The sequence below is a fragment of the Labrys wisconsinensis genome (assembly GCF_030814995.1).
GTDB lineage: Bacteria > Pseudomonadota > Alphaproteobacteria > Rhizobiales > Labraceae > Labrys > Labrys wisconsinensis.
The window spans coordinates 85,066-105,445 of sequence record NZ_JAUSVX010000012.1 but is presented as its reverse complement, the minus strand read 5'-3'; the positions used below and the strand labels follow the sequence as shown (position 1 = coordinate 105,445).

20 protein-coding genes and 1 pseudogene are annotated in these 20,380 nt (G+C 69.2%); 13 read left to right on the top strand and 8 right to left on the bottom strand.

The annotated features are described in order from the left end of the window. Window positions 1-28 precede the first annotated feature (28 nt). The 4 genes from QO011_RS27160 to fabA form a co-directional block, all read right to left on the bottom strand. A complete protein-coding gene (locus QO011_RS27160) occupies window positions 29-1,096 on the bottom strand; it encodes an ROK family protein (protein ID WP_307279243.1) in 1,068 nt (355 codons plus the stop codon). 318 nt (window positions 1,097-1,414) lie between these two features. Further along, window positions 1,415-2,257 (bottom strand): enoyl-ACP reductase FabI, encoded by an 843-nt coding sequence (gene fabI / locus QO011_RS27155; RefSeq protein ID WP_307279240.1) that lies wholly within the window; start codon window positions 2,255-2,257, stop codon window positions 1,415-1,417. Window positions 2,258-2,282: 25 nt separating this feature from the next. Next, a complete protein-coding gene (gene fabB / locus QO011_RS27150) occupies window positions 2,283-3,509 on the bottom strand; it encodes a beta-ketoacyl-ACP synthase I (RefSeq protein WP_307279237.1) in 1,227 nt (408 codons plus the stop codon). A 79-nt stretch (window positions 3,510-3,588) separates the two neighbouring features. Then, window positions 3,589-4,098, bottom strand: a complete 510-nt coding sequence (gene fabA, locus QO011_RS27145; RefSeq protein ID WP_307279236.1) for a 3-hydroxyacyl-[acyl-carrier-protein] dehydratase FabA — start codon at window positions 4,096-4,098, stop codon at window positions 3,589-3,591. A 293-nt stretch (window positions 4,099-4,391) separates the two neighbouring features. On the opposite strand from fabA, the gene QO011_RS27140 reads away from it, so the two are divergent. Genes QO011_RS27140 through QO011_RS27130 form a run of 3 tightly spaced genes read left to right on the top strand, consistent with a single transcriptional unit; the run spans window position 4,392 to window position 7,782 of the window. Then, window positions 4,392-5,240: a purine-nucleoside phosphorylase gene (locus tag QO011_RS27140; protein ID WP_307279234.1), complete on the top strand. Its 849-nt coding sequence runs from the start codon at window positions 4,392-4,394 to the stop codon at window positions 5,238-5,240. After that, window positions 5,237-6,556 (top strand): thymidine phosphorylase, encoded by a 1,320-nt coding sequence (deoA, locus tag QO011_RS27135; RefSeq protein WP_307279231.1) that lies wholly within the window; start codon window positions 5,237-5,239, stop codon window positions 6,554-6,556. Before QO011_RS27140 ends, deoA begins: the two co-directional genes overlap by 4 nt. Before the next feature lie 8 nt (window positions 6,557-6,564). Then, the gene (locus QO011_RS27130; RefSeq protein WP_307279229.1) at window positions 6,565-7,782 is read left to right on the top strand and encodes a phosphopentomutase; all 1,218 of its coding nucleotides are present in this window, start codon (window positions 6,565-6,567) and stop codon (window positions 7,780-7,782) included. A 23-nt stretch (window positions 7,783-7,805) separates the two neighbouring features. Here the strand turns inward: QO011_RS27130 and QO011_RS27125 are convergent, their stop codons facing one another. Further along, window positions 7,806-8,558 carry a TadE/TadG family type IV pilus assembly protein gene (locus QO011_RS27125; RefSeq protein WP_307279227.1) on the bottom strand — a complete coding sequence of 251 codons (753 nt, stop codon included), beginning with the start codon at window positions 8,556-8,558 and terminating at the stop codon, window positions 7,806-7,808. Further along, window positions 8,555-9,112 (bottom strand): TadE/TadG family type IV pilus assembly protein, encoded by a 558-nt coding sequence (locus QO011_RS27120; RefSeq protein WP_307279224.1) that lies wholly within the window; start codon window positions 9,110-9,112, stop codon window positions 8,555-8,557. Before QO011_RS27120 ends, QO011_RS27125 begins: the two co-directional genes overlap by 4 nt. Window positions 9,113-9,830: 718 nt before the next feature. Here QO011_RS27120 and QO011_RS27115 point away from each other — a divergent pair. The 10 genes and pseudogenes from QO011_RS27115 (at window position 9,831) to QO011_RS27070 (ending at window position 18,980) form a co-directional block, all read left to right on the top strand. After that, on the top strand, window positions 9,831-9,995 hold the full coding sequence (locus tag QO011_RS27115) for a Flp family type IVb pilin (RefSeq protein ID WP_307279223.1): 165 nt from the start codon (window positions 9,831-9,833) through the stop codon (window positions 9,993-9,995). Window positions 9,996-10,110: 115 nt separating this feature from the next. Further along, on the top strand, window positions 10,111-10,275 hold the full coding sequence (locus tag QO011_RS27110; RefSeq protein WP_307279220.1) for a Flp family type IVb pilin: 165 nt from the start codon (window positions 10,111-10,113) through the stop codon (window positions 10,273-10,275). A 277-nt stretch (window positions 10,276-10,552) separates the two neighbouring features. Then, a complete protein-coding gene (locus QO011_RS27105) occupies window positions 10,553-11,056 on the top strand; it encodes an A24 family peptidase (protein ID WP_307279219.1) in 504 nt (167 codons plus the stop codon). A gap of 107 nt (window positions 11,057-11,163) precedes the next feature. After that, window positions 11,164-11,970, top strand: a complete 807-nt coding sequence (cpaB, locus tag QO011_RS27100) for a Flp pilus assembly protein CpaB (RefSeq protein ID WP_307279217.1) — start codon at window positions 11,164-11,166, stop codon at window positions 11,968-11,970. A gap of 30 nt (window positions 11,971-12,000) precedes the next feature. Next, window positions 12,001-13,434, top strand: coding sequence for a type II and III secretion system protein family protein (locus tag QO011_RS27095; protein WP_307279215.1), 1,434 nt, complete (start codon window positions 12,001-12,003; stop codon window positions 13,432-13,434). 24 nt (window positions 13,435-13,458) lie between these two features. Continuing rightward, the gene (locus QO011_RS27090) at window positions 13,459-14,196 is read left to right on the top strand and encodes a CpaD family pilus assembly protein (RefSeq protein WP_307279213.1); all 738 of its coding nucleotides are present in this window, start codon (window positions 13,459-13,461) and stop codon (window positions 14,194-14,196) included. A gap of 10 nt (window positions 14,197-14,206) precedes the next feature. Further along, window positions 14,207-15,460 (top strand): CpaE/TadZ family protein, encoded by a 1,254-nt coding sequence (locus tag QO011_RS27085; RefSeq protein WP_307279211.1) that lies wholly within the window; start codon window positions 14,207-14,209, stop codon window positions 15,458-15,460. A 36-nt stretch (window positions 15,461-15,496) separates the two neighbouring features. Continuing rightward, on the top strand, window positions 15,497-16,933 hold the full coding sequence (locus tag QO011_RS27080) for a TadA family conjugal transfer-associated ATPase (protein ID WP_307279207.1): 1,437 nt from the start codon (window positions 15,497-15,499) through the stop codon (window positions 16,931-16,933). A gap of 67 nt (window positions 16,934-17,000) precedes the next feature. Beyond that, window positions 17,001-17,974 (top strand): annotated as a pseudogene (locus QO011_RS27075) (type II secretion system F family protein). 31 nt (window positions 17,975-18,005) lie between these two features. After that, window positions 18,006-18,980 (top strand): type II secretion system F family protein, encoded by a 975-nt coding sequence (locus tag QO011_RS27070; RefSeq protein WP_370882018.1) that lies wholly within the window; start codon window positions 18,006-18,008, stop codon window positions 18,978-18,980. A gap of 8 nt (window positions 18,981-18,988) precedes the next feature. Here the strand turns inward: QO011_RS27070 and QO011_RS27065 are convergent, their stop codons facing one another. Together QO011_RS27065 and QO011_RS27060 are read right to left on the bottom strand one after the other, a co-directional pair. Beyond that, complete coding sequence (locus QO011_RS27065; RefSeq protein ID WP_307279200.1) at window positions 18,989-19,408, bottom strand: cytidine deaminase; 420 nt, start codon at window positions 19,406-19,408, stop codon at window positions 18,989-18,991. Then, window positions 19,408-20,379: an ABC transporter permease gene (locus QO011_RS27060; protein ID WP_307279199.1), complete on the bottom strand. Its 972-nt coding sequence runs from the start codon at window positions 20,377-20,379 to the stop codon at window positions 19,408-19,410. Before QO011_RS27060 ends, QO011_RS27065 begins: the two co-directional genes overlap by 1 nt. Window position 20,380: the final 1 nt, after the last annotated feature.

Genomic DNA, 20,380 nt, shown 5'->3' with positions numbered 1-20,380 from the left:
CCTCCGGGATCGGGTCAGGGAGCGGTGGTCAGGAGGGGCTCTTGTTGCCGTAGCTGGCATTGCCGAGGCCGGTGCCGATCGTCACCGCCGCCCAGCGCTTCACGTCCTGCATCACGGGGACCTCGGACAGCCCCTGCACCACGGCGTCGTTGTGCATCACCACCATGGTCTGCTGCTCGGCGATGGCCGGGATCGCCGTCACCAGGGCCTTGGGCAGGTTGAAGGGACCACTCTCCCAATTGCCGCCGGGCAGGTTCTGGCCACCGCGCGAGATCGAGCCGTCCGCCTCGATCCGGCCGGGGCAGCCGATGCCGATCAGCGGGGCGAGGACGAGCTTCTGCTCGCCAGCCGTCGCGATCAGCCGTTGCAGCATCGCCACCAGCCGCTCCACCGCGGCGGTGCGGCTCGGCTCCTCCTCGGCATGCCGCCAGAGCTCGGACTTCACGACCGCGGCCTTGGACAGGTCCGGCGCCTTGCCGAGGTTCATCGCCACGAGGCCGGCGCGGATGTTGCTGCCGCCGATGTCGACCGCCAGCATGGCATCGTGGCCGGTGAGCATCCATACCGGCATCAGGTGCAAGGCGCCGATCAGCCCGGCCTCGTCGGGGTGGTGGCGAATGGGCACGAGGTCGATGGCGATGCCTTCGGTCTTGAGCAGCGTGCCGGCCCGGGCGATCGCCAGCTCGCCGATCCGGCTCTCGCGGAAGCCGCCGCCCGCGACGATGCGCTCGGTGCCCTTCCAGCCGTCGGTGCGCAGGAAGCGCCGGATCACCTCGGCCAGGTCCTGCGCGAAGGCTTCGATCGCCCCGTGCACGGCCGCCGCCGCATCGGCGTCTCCCTTGGTCAGCAGCGTGTCGAGCTCCTTCTTGCCGAGCTCCTTGGTGGAGAGCCGGCCGAGCGGATCGCTGCCGACCTTGCGCAGGCGCTTGCGCAACTCGTCCAGCTTCTCGGCGAAGGCGCCCTTGGTGGCGCGGTCGCCGATGAAGCCATCCTTGTCGCGCAGCTCCAGATTGTAGCTGTCGATCTTGACCGAGGGCAGGTCCAGCGCCCCATGGATGACGAGCTGATCGGTCTGGCGGGATCTGGCCTTGGTCACGGGCGCCTCGCCGAGGCGCGGTCGGCCTCCGTTGAGGCCGGGCAGGGCGATGGCGGCGGGGAAGGATGGTCCGGGGCATTGCGCATGCGCCACCAACGCGGCTGACGGGAGGGAAGTTCCGTATGCCGGCCGCCGCGAGGCCACGGCGGGGAAGGCGGCGTCCTGAAGCCTCATCCGACCGGGTGGAACGGACAGGCCAGCGCCCCCGGCAGCGCGAAGGCGTCGAGTGGCGATGGCGCAGCATTCGTAGCCGGCAAATCAGGCGGACGCCATCTGTCGCAGAACCCATCCGGGACCTGTCGCGCCCGCCCGCGGGCGCTACTCCGCCGCGGCCTGCGCCTGCTCGGCCCGCTCCTCGGCCGCGTCCTGCACCTTCAGCGCCTCGGGATGCGGCATGGAGATGATGTTGTAGCCGGAATCGACGAAGTGGATGTCGCCGGTCACGCCCGAGGCGAGATCGGACAGGAGGTAGACCGCCGCCCCGCCGACCTCCTCGATGGTCACCGTCCGGCGCAGCGGCGCATGCCGGCGCTGATAGTTGAACATCAGCCGCGCGTCAGCGATGCCGGCACCGGCGAGGGTGCGGATCGGGCCGGCCGAGATGGTGTTGACCCGGACGCCCTGCGGCCCGAAATCCGAGGCGAGATAGCGCACCGACGCTTCCAGCGCCGCCTTGGCCACGCCCATGACGTTGTAGTTCGGCATGACGCGGGTCGAGCCGCCATAGGTCAGCGTCACGATCGAGCCGCCCCGCGGCATCAGCGCCGCCGCCCGCCTGGCGATCTCGGTGAAGGAGAAGCAGGAGATCACCATGGTGCGCGAGAAGTTGTCGCGCGTGGTGTCGGCATAGCGGCCCTTGAGCTCGTTCTTGTCGGAATAGGCGATGGCGTGCACGAGGAAGTCGAGCGAGCCCCAGCTTTCGGAGAGGCCCGCGAACAGCGCATCGACCGAGGCGATGTCCTCCACGTCGCAGGGGAACAGCAGCGAGGAGCCGAGGCTCTCGGCCAGCGGCTGCACGCGCTTGCGCAGGGCCTCGCCCTGGTAGGTGAAGGCGAGCGTCGCGCCATGGCTCGCCAGCATCTTGGCGATGCCCCAGGCGATCGAATGGTCGTTGGCGACGCCCATGATCAAGCCGCGCTTGCCGTGCATCAGGCCTTGCATGGTGTCCTCGACTTTCTTGGTCTTGTCAGGCGTCGACGTGCTTCATCACCAGCGTGGCGTTGGTGCCGCCGAAGCCGAAGGAATTGGACAGGACACAGCCGAGCTTGGCATCGTCGATGCGGCTGCGCACGATCGGCATGTCCTCGAAGGCGGGATCCAGCTCCTCGATATGGGCGCTCTCGCAGACGAAGCCGTTGTTCATCATCAAAAGCGAATAGATCGCCTCCTGCACGCCGGTGGCGCCGAGGGAGTGGCCGGTCAGCGACTTGGTCGCCGAGATCGGCGGGCAGGCGTCGCCGGAACCGAAGACCTCGCGGATCGCCTCGATCTCCTTGAGGTCGCCCACCGGCGTCGAGGTCGCGTGCGGGTTGATATAGTCGACCTTGGCCTTCACGCCCTGCAGCGCCTGGCGCATGCAGCGCACGGCGCCCTCGCCCGAGGGGGCCACCATGTCGTAGCCGTCCGACGACAGGCCGTAGCCGGCGATCTCGCCATAGATGCGCGCGCCGCGCGCCTTGGCCCGCTCGTACTCCTCCAGCACCAGCACGCCGGCGCCGCCGGCGATGACGAAGCCGTCGCGATTGCGGTCATAGGCGCGCGAGGCGGTGGAGGGGCGGTCGTTGAACTTGGAGGACATGGCGCCCATGGCGTCGAACAGGCACGAGAGCGTCCAGTCGAGCTCCTCGCAGCCGCCGGCGAACATCACGTCCTGCTTGCCGTACTGGATCATCTCGTAGGCGTTGCCGATGCAATGGTTGGACGTCGCGCAGGCCGAGGAGATGGAATAGTTGACGCCCTTGATCTTGAACCAGGTGGCGAGGGTGGCCGAGGCGGTGGACGACATCGCCTTCGGCACCGCGAAGGGCCCGATCTTCTTGGTCGAGCCGGATTCGCGGGTCTTGTCGGCCGCCTCGACGATCACCTTGGTCGAGGGACCGCCCGAGCCCATGATGATGCCGGTGCGCTCGTTGGAGACGTCGCCATCCTCCAGGCCGGCGTCGCGGATCGCCTGGTCCATGGCGACATGGTTCCAGGCGCTGCCGCCGCCGTGGAAGCGCATCGCCCGGCGGTCGAGGATGCCGGTGGGATCGAGCGTCGGTGCGCCGTGCACCTGGCAGCGGAAGCCGTGGGCGACATAGTCCTCTGCCCGGACGATGCCCGATTTCGCCTCGCGCAGGCTGGCCAGAACCTCCTGCGTCGAGTTGCCGATCGAGGACACGATGCCCATGCCGGTGACGACCACACGTCTCATGAGGGCCCCTTCCAAGTCTCAAAATCTCGCAAGTCTCAAATCTCGAACATCGGTCCCGCGCCGGGGCGGGACCCCGGGATCAGGCGGCCTGGAACAGGCCGACCCGCATGTCCCGGGCCTCGTAGATGGGGCGTCCGTCGGCCTTCAGCCAGCCGTCGGCGATGCCGAGCACGAGCTTCGACTTGAACACGCGCTTGAAATCGACCCCGTACTCGACCCGGCTGACGCTGGGCAGGACCTGATCGGAAAACTTCACCTCGCCGACGCCGAGCGCCCGGCCGCGGCCGGGCAGGCCGAGCCAGCCGAGGAAGAAGCCGGTGAGCTGCCACAGGGCATCGAGGCCGAGGCAGCCGGGCATCACGGGGTCGCCCTTGAAGTGGCAGGCGAAGAACCACAGGTCCGGCTTCACCGCGAGGCTCGCGCGCACATGGCCCTTGCCGTTCTCGCCGCCGTCCTCGGCGATCTCGGTGATCTCGTCGAACATCAGCATGGGCGGAAGCGGCAGCTGCGCATTGCCGGGTCCGAAGAGTTCGCCGCGCCCACAGGCCAGGAGGGCTTCAAAATCGTAACTGGAGCGGCGATCCGCCATTGCGTCAAAGTCCTTTATCCGCCTGTCATATTCCCGCCGCAAGCTCATTCGCTGGCTGCGAAGGCGCGCTTCCCTTAACATATGGGACGCTGGGCCGGAAGCAGGCAAGGCCGAAGATCGGGCAGCGGCCGGGCGGCTGTGAAAAGCCGGGCGGCCGGCGCCATGGAGAAGGTTGTCCTGTCCCGCTCCGGCGGCCGGCAGGCGGCGCTTTGACACGCGCCGCCGCGCCACTATGGTCGCGGGGCCGCTCCGGCCGGTCCCGTCGCCCGGCCGCGGCCGGACCGAGAGGCGCCATGGGTTTTTTACCGGAGCTGCTGCATCCCCGTTCGGCGCAGGCCTCGCGCCTGGCGGCCGAGGCCGTCCGCGCCGCGGCGGGCGTCGAGCCCGTCGAGATCGGCCTCGTCCTCGGCACCGGCCTCGGCGCCCTGGTCGAGGAAGTCGAGGATGCCGTGGCGACGGCCTATGCCGCGATCCCGCATTTCCCGGCGAGCGGCGTCACCGGCCATGCCGGCCGCCTCGTCGTCGGGCGCCTCGCCGGCCGGCGCGTCGCGCTGTTCCAGGGCCGCGCCCATTACTATGAGCAGGGCGATGCCGCCGCCATGCGCGTGCCGCTGGAGACGCTGGCCCTGCTCGGCGCCTCGACGGTGCTGCTGACCAATTCCTGCGGCTCGCTCAAGCCGGAGATCGCGCCCGCCAGCCTCGTCGCCCTCGCCGACCACATCAACTGGACCGGGCTCAACCCGCTGATCGGCGATCCCTCGGATGCGCGCTTCGTCAACATGGTCGATGCCTATGATCCCGGGCTCAGGGCGCAGCTGGCACGGGCGGCGCGGGCGGCGGGCTTCGACCTGCCGGAGGGCGTCTATGCCTGGTATTCCGGGCCGAGCTTCGAGACCCCGGCCGAGATCCGCGCCGCGCGGATCATGGGCGCCGACCTCGTCGGCATGTCGACCGTGCCGGAGGTGATCCTGGCCCGCCGCCTCGGCCTCAGGGTCGCGGCCGTCGCCATGGCCACCAATTACGGCGCCGGCATGGACGAGCGCGAAGTCATCTCGCACGCCCAGACCAAGGCCGTGGCACTCAAGGGCGTGGCGAAGATGCAGGCGCTGATCCGCGGCTTCCTGGCGGAGCTCGCGCCATGAGCGTGCTGCCGCAGGAGATCATCCGCCGCAAGCGCGACGGCGAGGCGCTGAGCGAGGAGGAGATCGGCGCCTTCGTCGCCGGCCTCGTCTCCGGCGCCGTGACCCATGCGCAGGTGGCAGCCTTCGCCATGGCCGTGTTCTTCCGCGGCATGAGCATGGCCGAGCGCGTCGCCTTCACCCGAGCCATGACCCATTCGGGCACGGTGCTGGACTGGAGCGGCCTCGGCCTGCCCGGCCCGGTGCTCGACAAGCATTCCACCGGCGGCGTCGGCGACAATGTCAGCCTGATGCTCGCTCCGGCGGTGGCGGCCTGCGGCGGCTTCGTGCCGATGATCTCCGGCCGAGGCCTCGGCCATACCGGCGGCACGCTCGACAAGCTCGATTCGATCCCCGGCTATGCCACGCAGCCGGACAGCGACCTGTTCCGCCGCGTCGTGCGCGAGGCCGGGGCCGCCATCATCGGCCAGACCGCCGACCTCGCGCCGGCGGACAAGACCGTCTACGCCGTCCGCGACGTCACGGCGACGGTCGAATCCGTGCCGCTGATCACCGCCTCGATCCTGTCGAAGAAGCTGGCGGCGGGGCTGCAGGCCCTGGTCATGGACGTCAAGACCGGCTCCGGCGCCTTCATGCCGACGCTGGAGGGCTCGCGCGAGCTCGCCGCCTCGATCGCCGGCGTCGCCACCGGCGCCGGCCTGCCCACGACGGCGCTGATCACCGCCATGGACCAGCCGTTGGCCAGCGCCGCCGGCAATGCGGTGGAGGTGCGCAACGCCATCGATTTCCTGACCGGTGCCCGGCGCGACCCGCGCCTCCTCGAGGTGACGCTGGCGCTCGGCGCCGAGATGCTGGTGCTCGGCAAGCTGGCGAGAACCCCGGAGGACGGCCGCACGGCGATGCTGGGCGCCTACGAGTCCGGGGCGGCCGCCGAGCGCTTCGCCCGCATGGTCGCGGCGCTGGGCGGCCCGGCCGACCTCCTCGATCGCCCCGACAGCCATCTCCAGGCCGCACCGGTGGTGCGGCCGGTGCCGGCGCCGGCAGGCGGCCGCATCGGCGCCATCGACACGCGGGCCGTCGGCCTCGCCGTCGTCGCCCTCGGCGGCGGCCGCACCCGGCCGCAAGACCCGGTCGATCACGCCGTCGGCTTCACCGAGCTCGCGGCCCTGGGCGACACCGTCGATGCGCAGCGCCCGCTCGCCCTCGTCCATGCCCGCAGCGAAGCTGCCGCCGATGCGGCGACCGCCGCCCTGCAGGCCGCCTGCAGCATCGGCGAGGCGGAGGCGCTGCCGCCCGTCCTGCAGCGCATCGAAGCGTGAGGTCGCCCATGACGCGCGCCTTCGTCCTGGTGATGGATTCCGTCGGCATCGGCGCCGCCGCCGATGCCGACGCCTATGGCGATGCCGGCGCCGACACGCTCGGCCATATCGCGGAGGCCTGCGCCGCCGGCCGGGCCGACCGGGCGGGCCTGCGCGCCGGGCCGCTCGCCCTGCCCCATCTCGTCGCCCTCGGCCTCGGCCGGGCGGCCGAGGCCTCGACCGGGCGGCTGCCGCCGGGGCTCGCCGGCGCCGCCGGGCCGGGCCGCTGGGGCTATGCCGTCGAGCGCTCCAAGGGCAAGGACACGCCGTCCGGCCATTGGGAGATCGCCGGCTTCCCCGTGCCGTTCGACTGGGGCTATTTCCCCAGCACCGTCCCCTGCTTTCCCCCGAGCCTGATCGCCGCCGTCGCCGCCGAGGCCGGACTGCCCGGGGTGCTCGGCCAGAAGCATGCCTCGGGCACCGAGATCATCGCCGAGCTCGGGGCCGAGAGCATCGCCACCGGCAAGCCGATCTTCTACACCTCAACCGACAGCGTGCTGCAGATCGCCGCGCACGAGGAGGCCTTCGGGCTCGATCGGCTGCTGGCCCTCTGCGTCATCGTCCGCCGCCATGTCGATGCCCTCGATATCGGCCGGGTGATCGCCCGTCCCTTCCTCGGCGACGCGGCGTCCGGCTTCGAGCGCACCGCCAACCGGCGCGACTATGCCGTGCCGCCGCCGGCCGACACCATCCTCGACATCCTGGCGCGGGAAGGGCGGCCGGTGATCACCGTCGGCAAGATCGGCGACATCTTCGCCCATCGCGGCACCGGCGAGATCCTGAAGGGCGCCGGCAACATGGCGCTGGTCGACAAGACCCTCGCCGCCATGGACCGGCTGCCGGAGGGCGGCTTCCTCTTCGCCAACTATGTCGACTTCGACATGCTCTACGGCCATCGCCGCGACGTGCCGGGCTATGCGGCGGCGCTGGAGGCCTTCGACCGGCGCCTGCCCGAGCTCACCGGCCGGCTGCGGCCGGGCGACCTCCTGGTGATCACCGCCGACCATGGCTGCGACCCGACCTGGACGGGGACGGACCATACACGCGAGCACGTTCCGGTGCTGGTGGCCGGGCCCGGGATCGCGCCGGGGCCGATCGGCCGGCGCGACGGCTTCGCCGACATCGCCGCGACGGTGGCGGCGCATCTGCGCATCCCCCCGCCCGCGGCGGGTCGGGCCTTCCTCTGACCGCGATCCCCGTCGGGCGGGGTTCAGGTATCCGGGCAGACGGTGGTCGAGGCCGTCGGCTGGTTGTAGGACGTCACCTCGGCGCTCTGGCGCGGCTTGAGGAACAGCGTCTCGTGCATGGTGATCGCGCCGGTCAGGCTGGCGCCGATGATCGGGGTGTAGTCGTACTGCACTTCCGAGAGGATCAGGAACGAGCTGGTGCTGGCGCGCAGGTCCGCGGGCACCGTGCTGTCGACATTGTCCTTGGGACTGCGGGCAAAGCCGCTGTTGGGCGACAGCGACCACACCACGCAGGACGTGCCCTTGTTGTTGATGCGCACGCTCGAGACGCGCATGCGCAGGATGGTCGTCGCGGCGCTGTAGGGGGCCAGCACCGCGCTGGCGGCGTTGAACACGTCGGTGCTCTCGCTGGCGGTGATGGTGGTGCCGCGCGCCACGATGTCGCCGAGCGAGCGTGCCAGCAGGATGACCTTGCGGTCGGTCATGATGCCCTGGGTCACGGCGATGCCGCCGACATAGAGCAGCACCAGGAGCGGCAGCACCATGGCGAACTCGACCAGGGCGACGCCGCCCTCGCCGGTGCCGAAACGGCCCAGGCAGCGTTTCGTGGATCGGAGCGCGGTTCCGACCCGCGAAGCTCCGCCGGAACTTTGATGTTCTGCGGAATTTTCGAGCCCGCTCCGTCGGCGGAGCTCGAAGATGCTGCTTGGCAGGCCATGGCGGCGCCGGGCGGCTCCGGGCGCCTCGGCCGTGGGTTCGGGCGGCGCGGCGCTCATTTGAACGGCTCCGTACGGAACACCGCGGTCGCCATCAGGAGCCGGGTGCCGTCGCTGAGATTGGCAAGGCCCACGCCGTAGAAATTGGTGTAGGTCGGCATGGGATAGATGGCCCGCACCACGACGATGTCGCCGGGATTGCCGGTCTGGTAGCCGGGGGTCCAGGCGATCTTGCCGCCGGCGATCGGCTCGCCGGTGTTGGCGGCGGCGAAGGTCGTATAGGTCTCCACGTCGACCTGCAGCTTGGTGCAATCGATGAAGGCGCTGTTGATCTTGGCGCAGATCAGCGACTTGAAGTTCGCCATCTGCGTATTGTTGGCTGCGGTGGACGAATTGTTCGAGCGCGACTGGCCGGTCATGATCTGGCGGGCCGCGTCCTGCACCGCCGTCTCGAGCACCTGGTTGGTGAAGAAGGTCAGCGAGATCTCGACGATGGCGAAGATCAGCGCGAAGAAGGGCATGGCGACGAAGCCGAACTCGACTGCCGTCGCGCCCGACTGGTCGCGCCGGAAGCGCTTGGGCAGGGCCGCTCCGCGCAGGCGTTCGCTGGTCACCGTGATATCCGCTCCTGCTCGCCCGTCCCGCCCGGGACCCGTCGCGAACGGCGCGCACTCTGCGGACGAAGTTTTGAGAATCGGTTACGCGGCGTCGTGAAACAGCGCCTCCGAGGCGGATTTCTGCGCACCCCCGCAGGACGGGCGCGCACATTCTGCGAAACGCTCCCCGGAAGATGCCGCCGGAGAGAGACCCTGAAGACCTCTCGGCTCAGGGACCACTCCAGCGCAAGCGCGGGCATGCGCGTTCGATAGCAGGAGCCGCCCGGACGCAGGGAACGCGTTTCACCGTCCTGTGTGCGGCGCACGGCCGGCTGCAAGGCATGCTCCAAAGCGTCGGCGCCTCGATCGCGGTGCGGGAAGCGGCTCCACCGGCGCGCCGGGGGCCTTCTGCTTGCCGACGCACCCGGTCAACGGCCGCGACACCTTTCGTGGATGCGGCGGAGATCGAAATCAGGACCTTTCCTATTGTTTGAAGTCATCATTTATTAAGCAAACAAAATATCGGACCATGTGCATGTATAACTCATATCTGCTTGGATAAATCGTAGAACACAATCTTAACCATCTCGTATATTTTGGCATCTCTTAGAATTGTCGGCGCCCGGATTAACCTTGCTGCAACGCTTGGTGCGTATGGTCATCGCCAGTTCCACTGATCGGCAGTACGAGCGGTCGGGAGAACACCAAACTGTCGAACAACAACTGGAGCCCCCCCATGAACACCCTCTTCGCTCGTTTCGTGAAGGACGAGAGCGGCGCCACTGCCATCGAGTACGGCCTGATCGCGGCCCTCATCGCCGTCGTCGCCATCGGCGCCATGACGCTGGTCGGCACCAACCTGACCAACAAGTTCAGCAACATCGCCGCCAACCTCAAGTAAGCCAACCGTCCGGGAGGCGGCGCCTCCCGCCGGCCCGGCCGCCGAAGCCTCGCCGTCGCGAGGCTCCGGCGGCGCGGCATCTTCGAACCGTCGGATTCCCCTGGAGCCTCTGCCCATGACCACCCTGCTTGCACGTTTCGTGAAGGACGAGAACGGCGCCACCGCCATCGAGTACGGCCTGATCGCGGCCCTGATCGCCGTGGTCGCCATCGGCGCCATGACGCTGGTCGGCACCAACCTGACCAACAAGTTCAGCAACATCGCTGCCAACCTGAACTGACCTGCGGCCTGCGGGAGGCCTGGCCTCCCGCGGCCCGGCCGGCCACGGACCTCCGTCCTCTCTCGCAAGGCGCCGCGACCGTCGGCGCCTTGCGCGTTTGCCGGCGGCGTTTACCCCGTCGAAAGCATCCGGCGCGATAGTGCCGCCCCGGCGATCCGCCTCTTCTGCAGCAAAGCGTGGTCGGGCGGAAACGCCGCTTTGCTCCCACTCCTTGTTTCGACGCGCCTTTGCGAGTCCCGGCGAGTCCGTCAAGTCGCAAAACGCTTCAGGGCATGTCATGAGCCAGCTTCTGATCCTTCTCGTCTTTCCGGCTCTGGTGGTCTACGCCGCCGTGTCCGACCTCCTGCGCATGACCATCCCGAACCGCGTCACCGTCGGCCTCGCCCTGGCCTTCTTCGGGGTGGCCCTCGTCACCGGCATGGCACCGGCCGAGATCGGCTGGCACCTGGCCGCCGGCGCCCTGGTGCTGGTGGCGGCCTTCGCCTGCTTCGCCTTCGGCTGGATCGGCGGCGGCGACGCCAAGATGGCGGCAGCCACGGCCCTGTGGTTCGGCTTCGACCATGTCCTGATGTATCTTCTGATCGGATCGGCGCTGGGCGGCTTGCTCACGCTGGGTCTGCTGCAGATGCGCGCGCTGCCGCTGCCGCGATTCGCGGCGCGGCATGCCTGGATCGCGCGACTGCACGACACCAAGACCGGCGTCCCCTACGGCATCGCCCTCGCAATCGCGGCGCTCATCATCTACCCGGAAACCGGCTGGATGCAGGCGTTGGGGGCCTGAGCCGGAAAAGAACACCTAGATACATCTCGTTAACCATGAATTGACCTTTCGCTGATCCAATCGGCCCATCAGCGGCAAGTCCGCCGCGGCCGATAGGGTTCAAGCTGATGAAAACCGCGCAAGTCGCCGTCTTGCTGATTGCGCTCGCCGCGGCCGGTGGGGCTGGCTACGTCTATCTCGCCTCCAACCCGGCGCCCGTGCCGCTGGCCGTGGCCCCGCCCGCGCCGGTGGCCGCCACCAAGGTCCTGGTCGCGGCCAGCGACATCAATGTCGGCACCGCCCTTGGCCCGCGCGACATGCGCTGGCAGGACTGGCCGGAGGCCTCGATCGGCCCGACCTACATCACCGACAAGAACGACCCTGCCGCCATGGAGACCTGGAAGGGCGCCATCGTCCGCACGCCTTTCGTCGCCGGCGAGCCGCTGCGCGCCCAGAAGCTGGTCAAGGCCAACAGCGCCGGCTTCCTCTCCGCCATCCTGCCCGCGGGCATGCGGGCCGTCGCCACCAAGATCGCGGTCGACACCGCCGTGGGCGGCTTCATCCTGCCCAACGACCGCGTCGACGTGATCCTGACGCGGCGCGATCCCGAGACCACCAAGCAGACCGGCGTCGACGCCTGGACCAGCGAGATCATCCTGCGCAACGTCCGCGTTCTCGCCATCGACCAGAACTTCGAGGAGCAGGACGGCCAGAAGGTCATCGCCGGCTCGACGGCGACGCTCGAGCTCACGCCGCCGCAGACCGAGGTGCTCGCCCTGGGCAAGGAGATGGGGTCGATCTCCCTCTCGCTCCGCCCGCTCGCCGACGCCAACCCGACCGGGCTCGAAGGCGCCGCCACGCCCGAGACCGGCCAGGGCGTCATGGGGGCTGGCACCGTCGTGCGCTACGGCATCACCAACGCTGCGCCCCGCTGACCGATGTTCGCCGATCAGGAGAAGAAAGCCATGTTGTCCCAAGGACACAACCGCGGACGCCAAGGGCGGGCGATGCGCCTGGTCCTGATCTTGGCGGCGGCGCTCCTGGCCGGCGGCCTCGCCGCCGCGCCGGCGGCGGCCCAGACCAATCTGCGCATCGGCGCCGGCGAAGGCGAGACCACGCGCCGCGTCGACATCGGCCTCGGCAAGTCGATCATCGTCGACCTGCCGCGCGATGCCAAGGAAGTGTTCGTCGCCAACCCGCAGGTCGCCAACGCGGTGGTGCGCTCGGCCCGCAAGGTCTTCGTCACCGCCGCGGGCGTCGGCCAGACCACCCTGGTGTTCATGGACCTGGCCGGCAACCAGATGAGCGCGCTCGACATCAACGTCCAGCGCGACATCAGCCCGATCGCCCGGGCGATCCAGGAGGCGGTGCCCGGCAGCGAGATCGTGGTGCGCCAGCTCAACGAGGGCGTGCTGCTCAGCGGCTACGTCAATTCCGCCGACGATGCGTCGCGGGCGGTGGCCATCGCCTCCCAGTTCCTCGGCAAGGACGGCGCCGTCGCCAACTCCATCTCGATCCGCGCCCGCGAGCAGGTCATGCTGAAGGTGACGGTGGCCGAGGTGCAGCGCCAGATCCTCAAGCAGCTCGGCATCGACCTCGCCGGCGGCAACAACAGCGGAACCTTCACCTTCTCGACCTCCAATCCCTTCGGCCTCGCCGGGCCGATCGCCAGCAACACGGCCTCGATCGGCAATTCCAACTTCAATGCGACGATTCGGGCCTTCGAGCGCGCCAACGTGCTGCGCACCCTGGCCGAGCCGACGCTGACCGCCATCTCCGGCGAATCCGCCAAGTTCCTGGCCGGCGGCGAGTTCCCCATCCTGACCAGCTCGAGCTGCACGCCGGCGACCGCGGGCGGCGTGCCGATCTGCCAGACCGGCTACACCTACAAGCAGTTCGGCGTCGGGCTCACCTTCACGCCGGTGGTGCTGAACGAGGGCCGCATCAGCCTGAAGGTCGGCACCGAAGTCTCCGACATCGACAACAAGAACACCTTCACCACCACCGACGGCGCCGTGATCCCTGCCTTCACCGTGCGTCGCGCCGACACCACGGTCGAGCTCGCCTCCGGCGCCTCGCTTGTCATGGCCGGCATGATCCAGCAGAACACCAAGCAGGTGGTCAACGGCACGCCGGGGCTGATGAACATCCCGATCCTCGGCCAGCTCTTCCGCTCGCGTGACTACCAGCGCGACAACACCGAGCTGATGATCATGGTCACGCCCTATCTCGCCAAGGCGGTCGACCGCAAGGACATCGCCCTGCCGAGCGACGGCTTCACCGACGCCTCGGATCCCTCGACCTTCCTGCTCGGGCGCTTCAACAAGATCTACGGCGTGCGCGGCGCGCCCGCCCCGACCGGCAAGCTCGCCGGACGCTACGGCTTCACTGTGGACTGATCGGTCCGTCTCCGGAGATCCCCCATGTCGGTTCTTTCCTCCGCCCGCCGCAGGACCCGGATCGTCCCCGGACCGTGCGCCGCGGCCGGCCTGCTCGCCCTCACGCTCGCCGCCTGCGCGCCGACCAACCGCGTCGTCGGCCCGCCGGACCCGACCTACACCCAGGTCCACCCCATCGTGCTCAACCATGGCAGCCGCTCGATCGACATCTTCCTGGCCGGCGGCAGCGGCCATATCGGCGCCCGGCAGATGGCCGACGTCCGGGCCTTCGCGGCCGAGTACCGGCGCAGCGGCGAGGGGCCGCTGCTGATCGGCTTCCCGACCACCGACCCCACCGCCCGCCGGGCCGGGCAGGGCATCCGCGAGGCGCTCGCCTCGGCCGGCGTCACCTCGGCCCGCACCGGCTCCTACCGGCCCGACGACCCCGAGGCGATCGCGCCGGTGAAGCTCGCCTTCACCCGCCTCCAGGCGCAGGTGGAGGGCCCCTGCGGCCAATGGCCGGACGATATCGCCGAGTATAACGGCACGCTGAGCGGCTGGAACAATCGCGCCCAGCCCTGGGAGAACTTCGGCTGCGCCACCCAGAACACCCTCGCCAAGCAAGTGGCCGACCCGCTCGACCTCGTTCGCGCCCGTCCGGAAGGGCCGAGCAGCGCCGTCAGGCGCGTCACGGTCATGAGCAAGTACGGCCAGGGCCAGGCGACTGCCACGATCTATCCCGACGAGGGCAAGGAAAAGATCAATACCGGCGTGGGCCAGTGAGGACCAGACGATGAGCACCGGCACCCATTCTTCCCACGCTCCGGGCGACGCGCAGATCGTGCCGCTGCCGCGCGTGTCGCTCCAGGCCTTCTGCGAGACCTCCGATCTCGCGCAGGTCGTGCAGACCGCGGCCGCCGACCGGCGTATGGACAAGGCGCATGTCAAGATCCAGATGGGCGGCGTCGCGGCCGCGGCGGAGGCCTATCGCGCGGCGCCGACGCCCAACGTCATCCTGATCGAGAACACCCAGACCCGGGACGAGCTGATCGCCGGCCTCGACCGCCTGGCCGAGTTCTGCGATCCCGGCACCAAGGTGGTCATCATCGGCCACATCAACGACGTGCTGCTCTACCGCGAGCTGATGCGCCGCGGCATCAGCGAATATATCATCGCTCCGGTCGGGCCTCTCGCCCTGGTGCGCTCGCTCTCCGACCTCTTCCACACCCCGGGCTCCGATCCCGTCGGGCGGACCCTCGCCTTCGTCGGCGCCAAGGGCGGCGTCGGCGCCTCGACCGTCTGCCACAACGTTGCCTGGGCGGTGGCCAAGACCGTCGGGCAGGACGCGGTCATCGTCGACATGGACCTGCCCTTCGGCACCGCGGGCCTCGACTTCAACCAGGACCCGCCCCAGGGCATCGCCGACATCGTCTTCGCGCCCGACCGGGTCGATTCCGGGCTGGTCGACCGCCTCCTGTCGAAGTGTACCGACCATCTCAGCCTGCTGGCGGCGCCCTCGACGCTGGAGCGGCCCTACGATGTGGGCGAGGACGGCTTCGACGCGGTCCTCGACATCCTGCGCGCCAGCGTGCCCAGCGTGGTCCTCGACGTTCCGCATGTCTGGTCGGCCTGGTCGCGACGGGTTCTCGCCAGCGCGGACCAGATCGTCATCGTCGCCACGCCCGATCTCGCCAGCCTGCGCAACGCCAAGAACCTGATCGACCTGATGAAGCAGATGCGCCAGCACGACGCGCCGCCCAGGCTGGTGCTCAACATGGTCGGCGTGCCCAAGCGTCCCGAGATCAAGGCGGCCGACTTCGCCAAGAACCTCGAGACCGATCTGATCGCCGCCATCCCCTTCGAGCCGGCCCTGTTCGGCACGGCCTCGAACAACGGCCAGATGATCGCGGAGATCAGCGGCGGCTCGAAGCCGGCCGAATTGTTCGTGTCCATCGCCCAGCACGTCAGCGGGCGCACCGAGGCGCGCCGGGCTCGCCGCAGCCTGCTCGCCCCGATCTTCTCGAAGCTGCAGCGCAGGAAGGCCTGAACCGGGTTGACACCAGGATTGGCGGAGTGAGGCGGGATGTTTGGTAAGCGTGGCAATGTCGGTCCGGTGCCGGCACCGGGTTTCGGGGCGCCGGATGCCGCGGCGCGGACGCCTGCGTCCTCGCCGGCGAAGGCTGCGTCGTCGCCCGTCCGCCCATCGGAGGCCGTACCGGTCGAGACCCGCAAGTCCGACAAATATTACGAAACCAAGAGCATGGTCTTCGGCGCGCTGATCGACGCGATCGATCTGTCGCAGCTCGCCAAGCTCGACGGCGACAGCGCGCGCGAAGAGATCCGCGACATCGTCAACGAGATCATCGGCATCAAGAACATCGTGATGTCGATCGCCGAGCAGGAGGAGCTGCTCGACGACATCTGCAACGACGTCCTCGGATACGGGCCGCTCGAGCCGCTGCTCTCGCGCGACGACATTGCCGACATCATGGTCAACGGCGCCGGCCGGACTTATATCGAGGTCGGCGGCAAGATCCAGCTCACCAACGTGCGCTTCCGCGACAATGCGCAGCTGATGAACATCTGCCAGCGCATCGTCAGCCAGGTCGGGCGCCGCGTCGACGAGTCCTCGCCCATCTGCGACGCCCGCCTGCCCGACGGCTCGCGCGTCAACGTCATCGCCCCGCCGCTGGCGATCGACGGGCCGGCGCTCACCATCCGCAAGTTCAAGAAGGAGAAGCTGACGCTCGATCAGCTGATCAAGTTCGGCGCCATCTCGCCCGAGGGCGGCGAGATCCTGAAGATCATCGGCCGCGTGCGCTGCAACGTGGTCATCTCCGGCGGCACGGGCTCGGGCAAGACCACGCTGCTCAACTGCCTGACCAACTATATCGACAACGACGAGCGCGTCATCACCTGCGAGGACGCCGCCGAGCTGCAGCTGCAGCAGCCGCACACCGTGCGCCTGGAGACCCGGCCGCCGAACCTGGAGGGCAGCGGCGCCGTCACCATGCGCGACCTCGTCCGCAACTGCCTGCGCATGCGTCCCGAGCGGATCATCGTCGGCGAGGTCCGCGGCCCCGAGGCCTTCGACCTGCTGCAGGCGATGAACACCGGCCATGACGGCTCGATGGGCACGCTGCACGCCAACAGCCCGCGCGAATGCCTGTCGCGCATCGAATCCATGATCACCATGGGCGGATTCGCGCTGCCCTCGCGCACCATCCGCGAGATGATGACCACCTCGATCGACGTCATCATCCAGGCGGCGCGCCTGCGCGACGGCTCGCGCCGCATCACCCACATCACCGAGGTGATGGGCATGGAGGGCGACGTGATCACCACCCAGGACCTGTTCGTCTACGACCTCATCGGCGAGGACCCCAATGGCCGGCTGATCGGCCGTCACCGCTCGACCGGCATCGGCCGTCCGCGCTTCTGGGAGCGGGCGCGCTACTACGGCGAGGAGAAGCGGCTGGCCGCCGCCCTCGACGCCGCCGAGATCGAGGCGGCGCACTAGCGCCCCGAAGGATGGAGTGAGCGCGATGGATCTTTCCCTTCCGGCGATCGAGGGCCTGCTGCCGCGGGTGAGCCTGCAGGGCCTCGCCTTCGTCTTCTTGGTGACGGTCGCGGTCGGGGCGGTCGCTATGTCTTCCTCTATCCCGTGCTCTCCGGCCAGGTCCGGGCGGAGAAGCGCCAGAAGGCCGTCCAGGGGCCGGAGCGCAGCAAGCGCGCGGCCCGCGTCGTCGAGGTCTCCAAGCGCGACCAGGTCCTGCAGTCGCTGAAGGAGCTCGACGAGAAGCAGAAGCGGGCCAAATCGCCGCCCCTGTCGGTGCAGATCGAGCAGGCCGGCCTGACCTGGACGAAGCGGACCTTCGCCATCGTCTCCGTCGTCTGCGCGGTGCTGCTGGCCCTGGCCACCTTCTTCATCACCCATTCCCTGATCACGACCGGCATCGCCTTCCTCGTCGGCGGCCTCGGCCTGCCGCGCTGGTATCTCCGGCGCCGCCGCAACAAGCGCCTCAAGGCCTTCACCGAAGAGTTTCCCAATGCGCTCGACGTGGTGGTGCGCGGCGTCAAGGCCGGGCTGCCGCTCGGCGACTGCCTGCGCATCGTCGCCGGCGAGACGGCAGAGCCGGTCAAGGGCGAGTTCCGCTACGTGATCGAGACCCAGACGCTCGGCATCCCCGTCGGCGAAGCGGTGCAGCGCATCTACGAGCGCATGCCCTGCGCGGAGGCGAATTTCTTCGGCATCGTCATCGGCGTCCAGCAGAAGTCCGGCGGCAATCTTTCCGAGGCCCTCGGCAACCTCTCCAAGGTGCTGCGCGAGCGCAAGAAGATGCGGGCCAAGATCAAGGCGGTGTCGACCGAGGCCAAGGCTTCGGCCAGCATCATCGGCGCGCTGCCCCTCGTGGTCATGCTGCTCGTCTACCTCACGACGCCGGCCTACATCGCCCTGCTGTGGCAGACCGACACGGGCAACATCATGCTGGTGTGCTGTGCCCTCTGGATGGCATCCGGCATCTTCGTGATGCGCAAGATGATCAGTTTCGATTTCTGAGGCGAGGGACATGGTGGAGATCGCACATGACATCGTCCTTCTCATCCTGCGGGTGATCCACGACCCGCGCCTCCTGACCACCATCCTGATCGCCATTGCGGCGGCGGCGACGGTGCTCACGCTGGCGATGCCGGTCATGCAGAACGACGGGTTGCTGCGCCGCATGAACAATGTGGCGCTGGAGCGCTCGAAGATCCGGGCCCGCGAACGCGAGCGCGCCGCCAAGGGCGACGCCGTCTCCCTGCGCCAGGCGCAGAACGCGACGATGAAGCGGGTCGTCGACATCTTCAACCTGTCGCGCTGGCTCGGCACCGAGGATGCGCGCGCCCGCCTGACGATGGCGGGCTATCGCTCGCCCGCGGCGATGTGGACCTTCCTGGTGTTCCGGGCCGTGACCCCGCTGGCCCTGCTCGCCCTTTCGCTCCTCTATCTCTTCGTCCTGGTCAATCTCGCCTTCCCGCCGCTGTTCAAGGTCGCGATCTGCATCGGCGTCGCCTATATCGGCGTCAAGGCGCCGGAGCTGTTCCTGAAGAACTCGGTGCAGAAGCGCCAGCTCTCGATCCGCCGGGCCTGGCCCGACGCGCTCGACCTTCTCCTGATCTGCGTGGAATCCGGCATGTCGATCGAGCATGCCTTCCGCAAGGTCAGCGGCGAGGTCGCCACCGCGTCCGTTCCGCTGGCCGAGGAGCTCGGCGTCACCACGGCCGAGCTGTCCTATCTGCCCGACCGTCGCCAGGCCTTCGAGAACCTCGCCGCCCGCACCGGCCTCGACGGCGTCAAGGCGGTGACGACGGCGCTGGTCCAGTCGGAGCGCTACGGCACGCCGCTCGGCCACACCCTGCGCGTCCTCGCCCAGGAGAATCGCGACATGCGGATGATGGAGGCGGAGAAGAAGGCCGCCGCCCTGCCGCCGATGCTGACCGTGCCGATGATCGTGTTCTTCCTGCCGGTGCTGTTCGTGGTGATCATGGGCCCGGCCATGATCTCGGTGATGGGCCTGAAATAGGCCCGCGCTCAGCCCTCGAGGTTCTCCGGCCCGAAGCTCGCCGGCAGGAGCTCCTCCAGCGTGAAGCTGCGGCGGATGCCCTCCGGCCCGGCGACGTGCACCGGCGTCGAGGGCGCGGCGAACTCGCGGATGCGCTGGCGGCAGCCCCCGCACGGCGTGGTCAGGCCGGGCGCATCCGGGTTCGCATCGTTCCAGCCCAGCACCAGGATCTCGGCGATCGCGACGTCGCCGCCCGCCACCATCGCCGAGATGGCGCCGCCCTCGGCGCAGGCGCCGACGGGATAGGCGGCGTTCTCCACGTTGCAGCCCGCATGGATGCGGCCGGACCGCGCCCGGATCGCCGCCCCGACCTTGAAGCGGGAATAGGGGGCGTGGGCCCGCTCGCGCACCGCCCTGGCGGCCTCGAACAGCTCGTTGAGACCGCCCATCAGCGCTCCTTCACATAAGGGGTGCCCGAGGCCCTCGGCGGCGTCGCCGAGCCGATGAACCCTGCGAGCAGCACCACGGTGAGGATATAGGGCAGGGCGAGGATGAGCTGCACCGGCACCGCGCCGATCAGCGGCAGGCTCTTGCCCTGCATCTGGATGGCGAAGGCGTCGAGGAAGCCGAACAGGAGGCAGGCGCCGAGCGAGGGCCAGGGCCGCCATTTGGCGAAGATCAGCGCCGCCAGCGCCATGAAGCCCTTGCCGGCGGTCATGTTGGGCACGAAGGCGGCGGACTGGGCGATGGAGAGATAGGCGCCGGCCAGGCCCGTGAGCACGCCGCAGATCAGCACCGCCCGGTAGCGTAGCCAGGCCACCGAGATGCCGGCGGTGTCGGCGGCGGCCGGATTCTCGCCGACGGCGCGCAGGCGCAGGCCGAACCGCGTCCGGTACACCACCCAGGCGGTCAGCGGCACGCACGCCACCGCGACATAGACCAGGATGTTGTGGCCCGAGAGCACCTCCGCATAGAGGCGGCCGACCAGCGGCACCGGGCGCAGGGCCTCGGCGAAGGGCAGCGTGATCGGCTCGAAGCGCGCGGCGCCGGAGAGCGTCGGCGTGCGCCCGCCCTGGCCGTACCAGACATTGCCGAGCAGGGCGGTCAGCCCCAGCGCCAGCATGTTGATGGCCACCCCCGAGACGATCTGGTTGCCGCGGTAGGAGATGGCGGAGACGCCGTGGATCAGCGAGAACACGATCGCCGCGACGATGGCCGCGGCCAGGCCGAGCCAGGCCGAGCCCCAGGTGGCGGCGACCACGCCGGCGGCGAAGGCCGCGGCGAGCATTTTGCCTTCCAGGCCGATATCGACCACGCCCGAGCGCTCGGAATAGAGGCCGGCGAGGCAGCAGAAGATCAGCGGCGCCGAGAGCCGCACGGTCGAGGCGAGGATCACCGGGAGCTGGTCGAGGAACTCCATC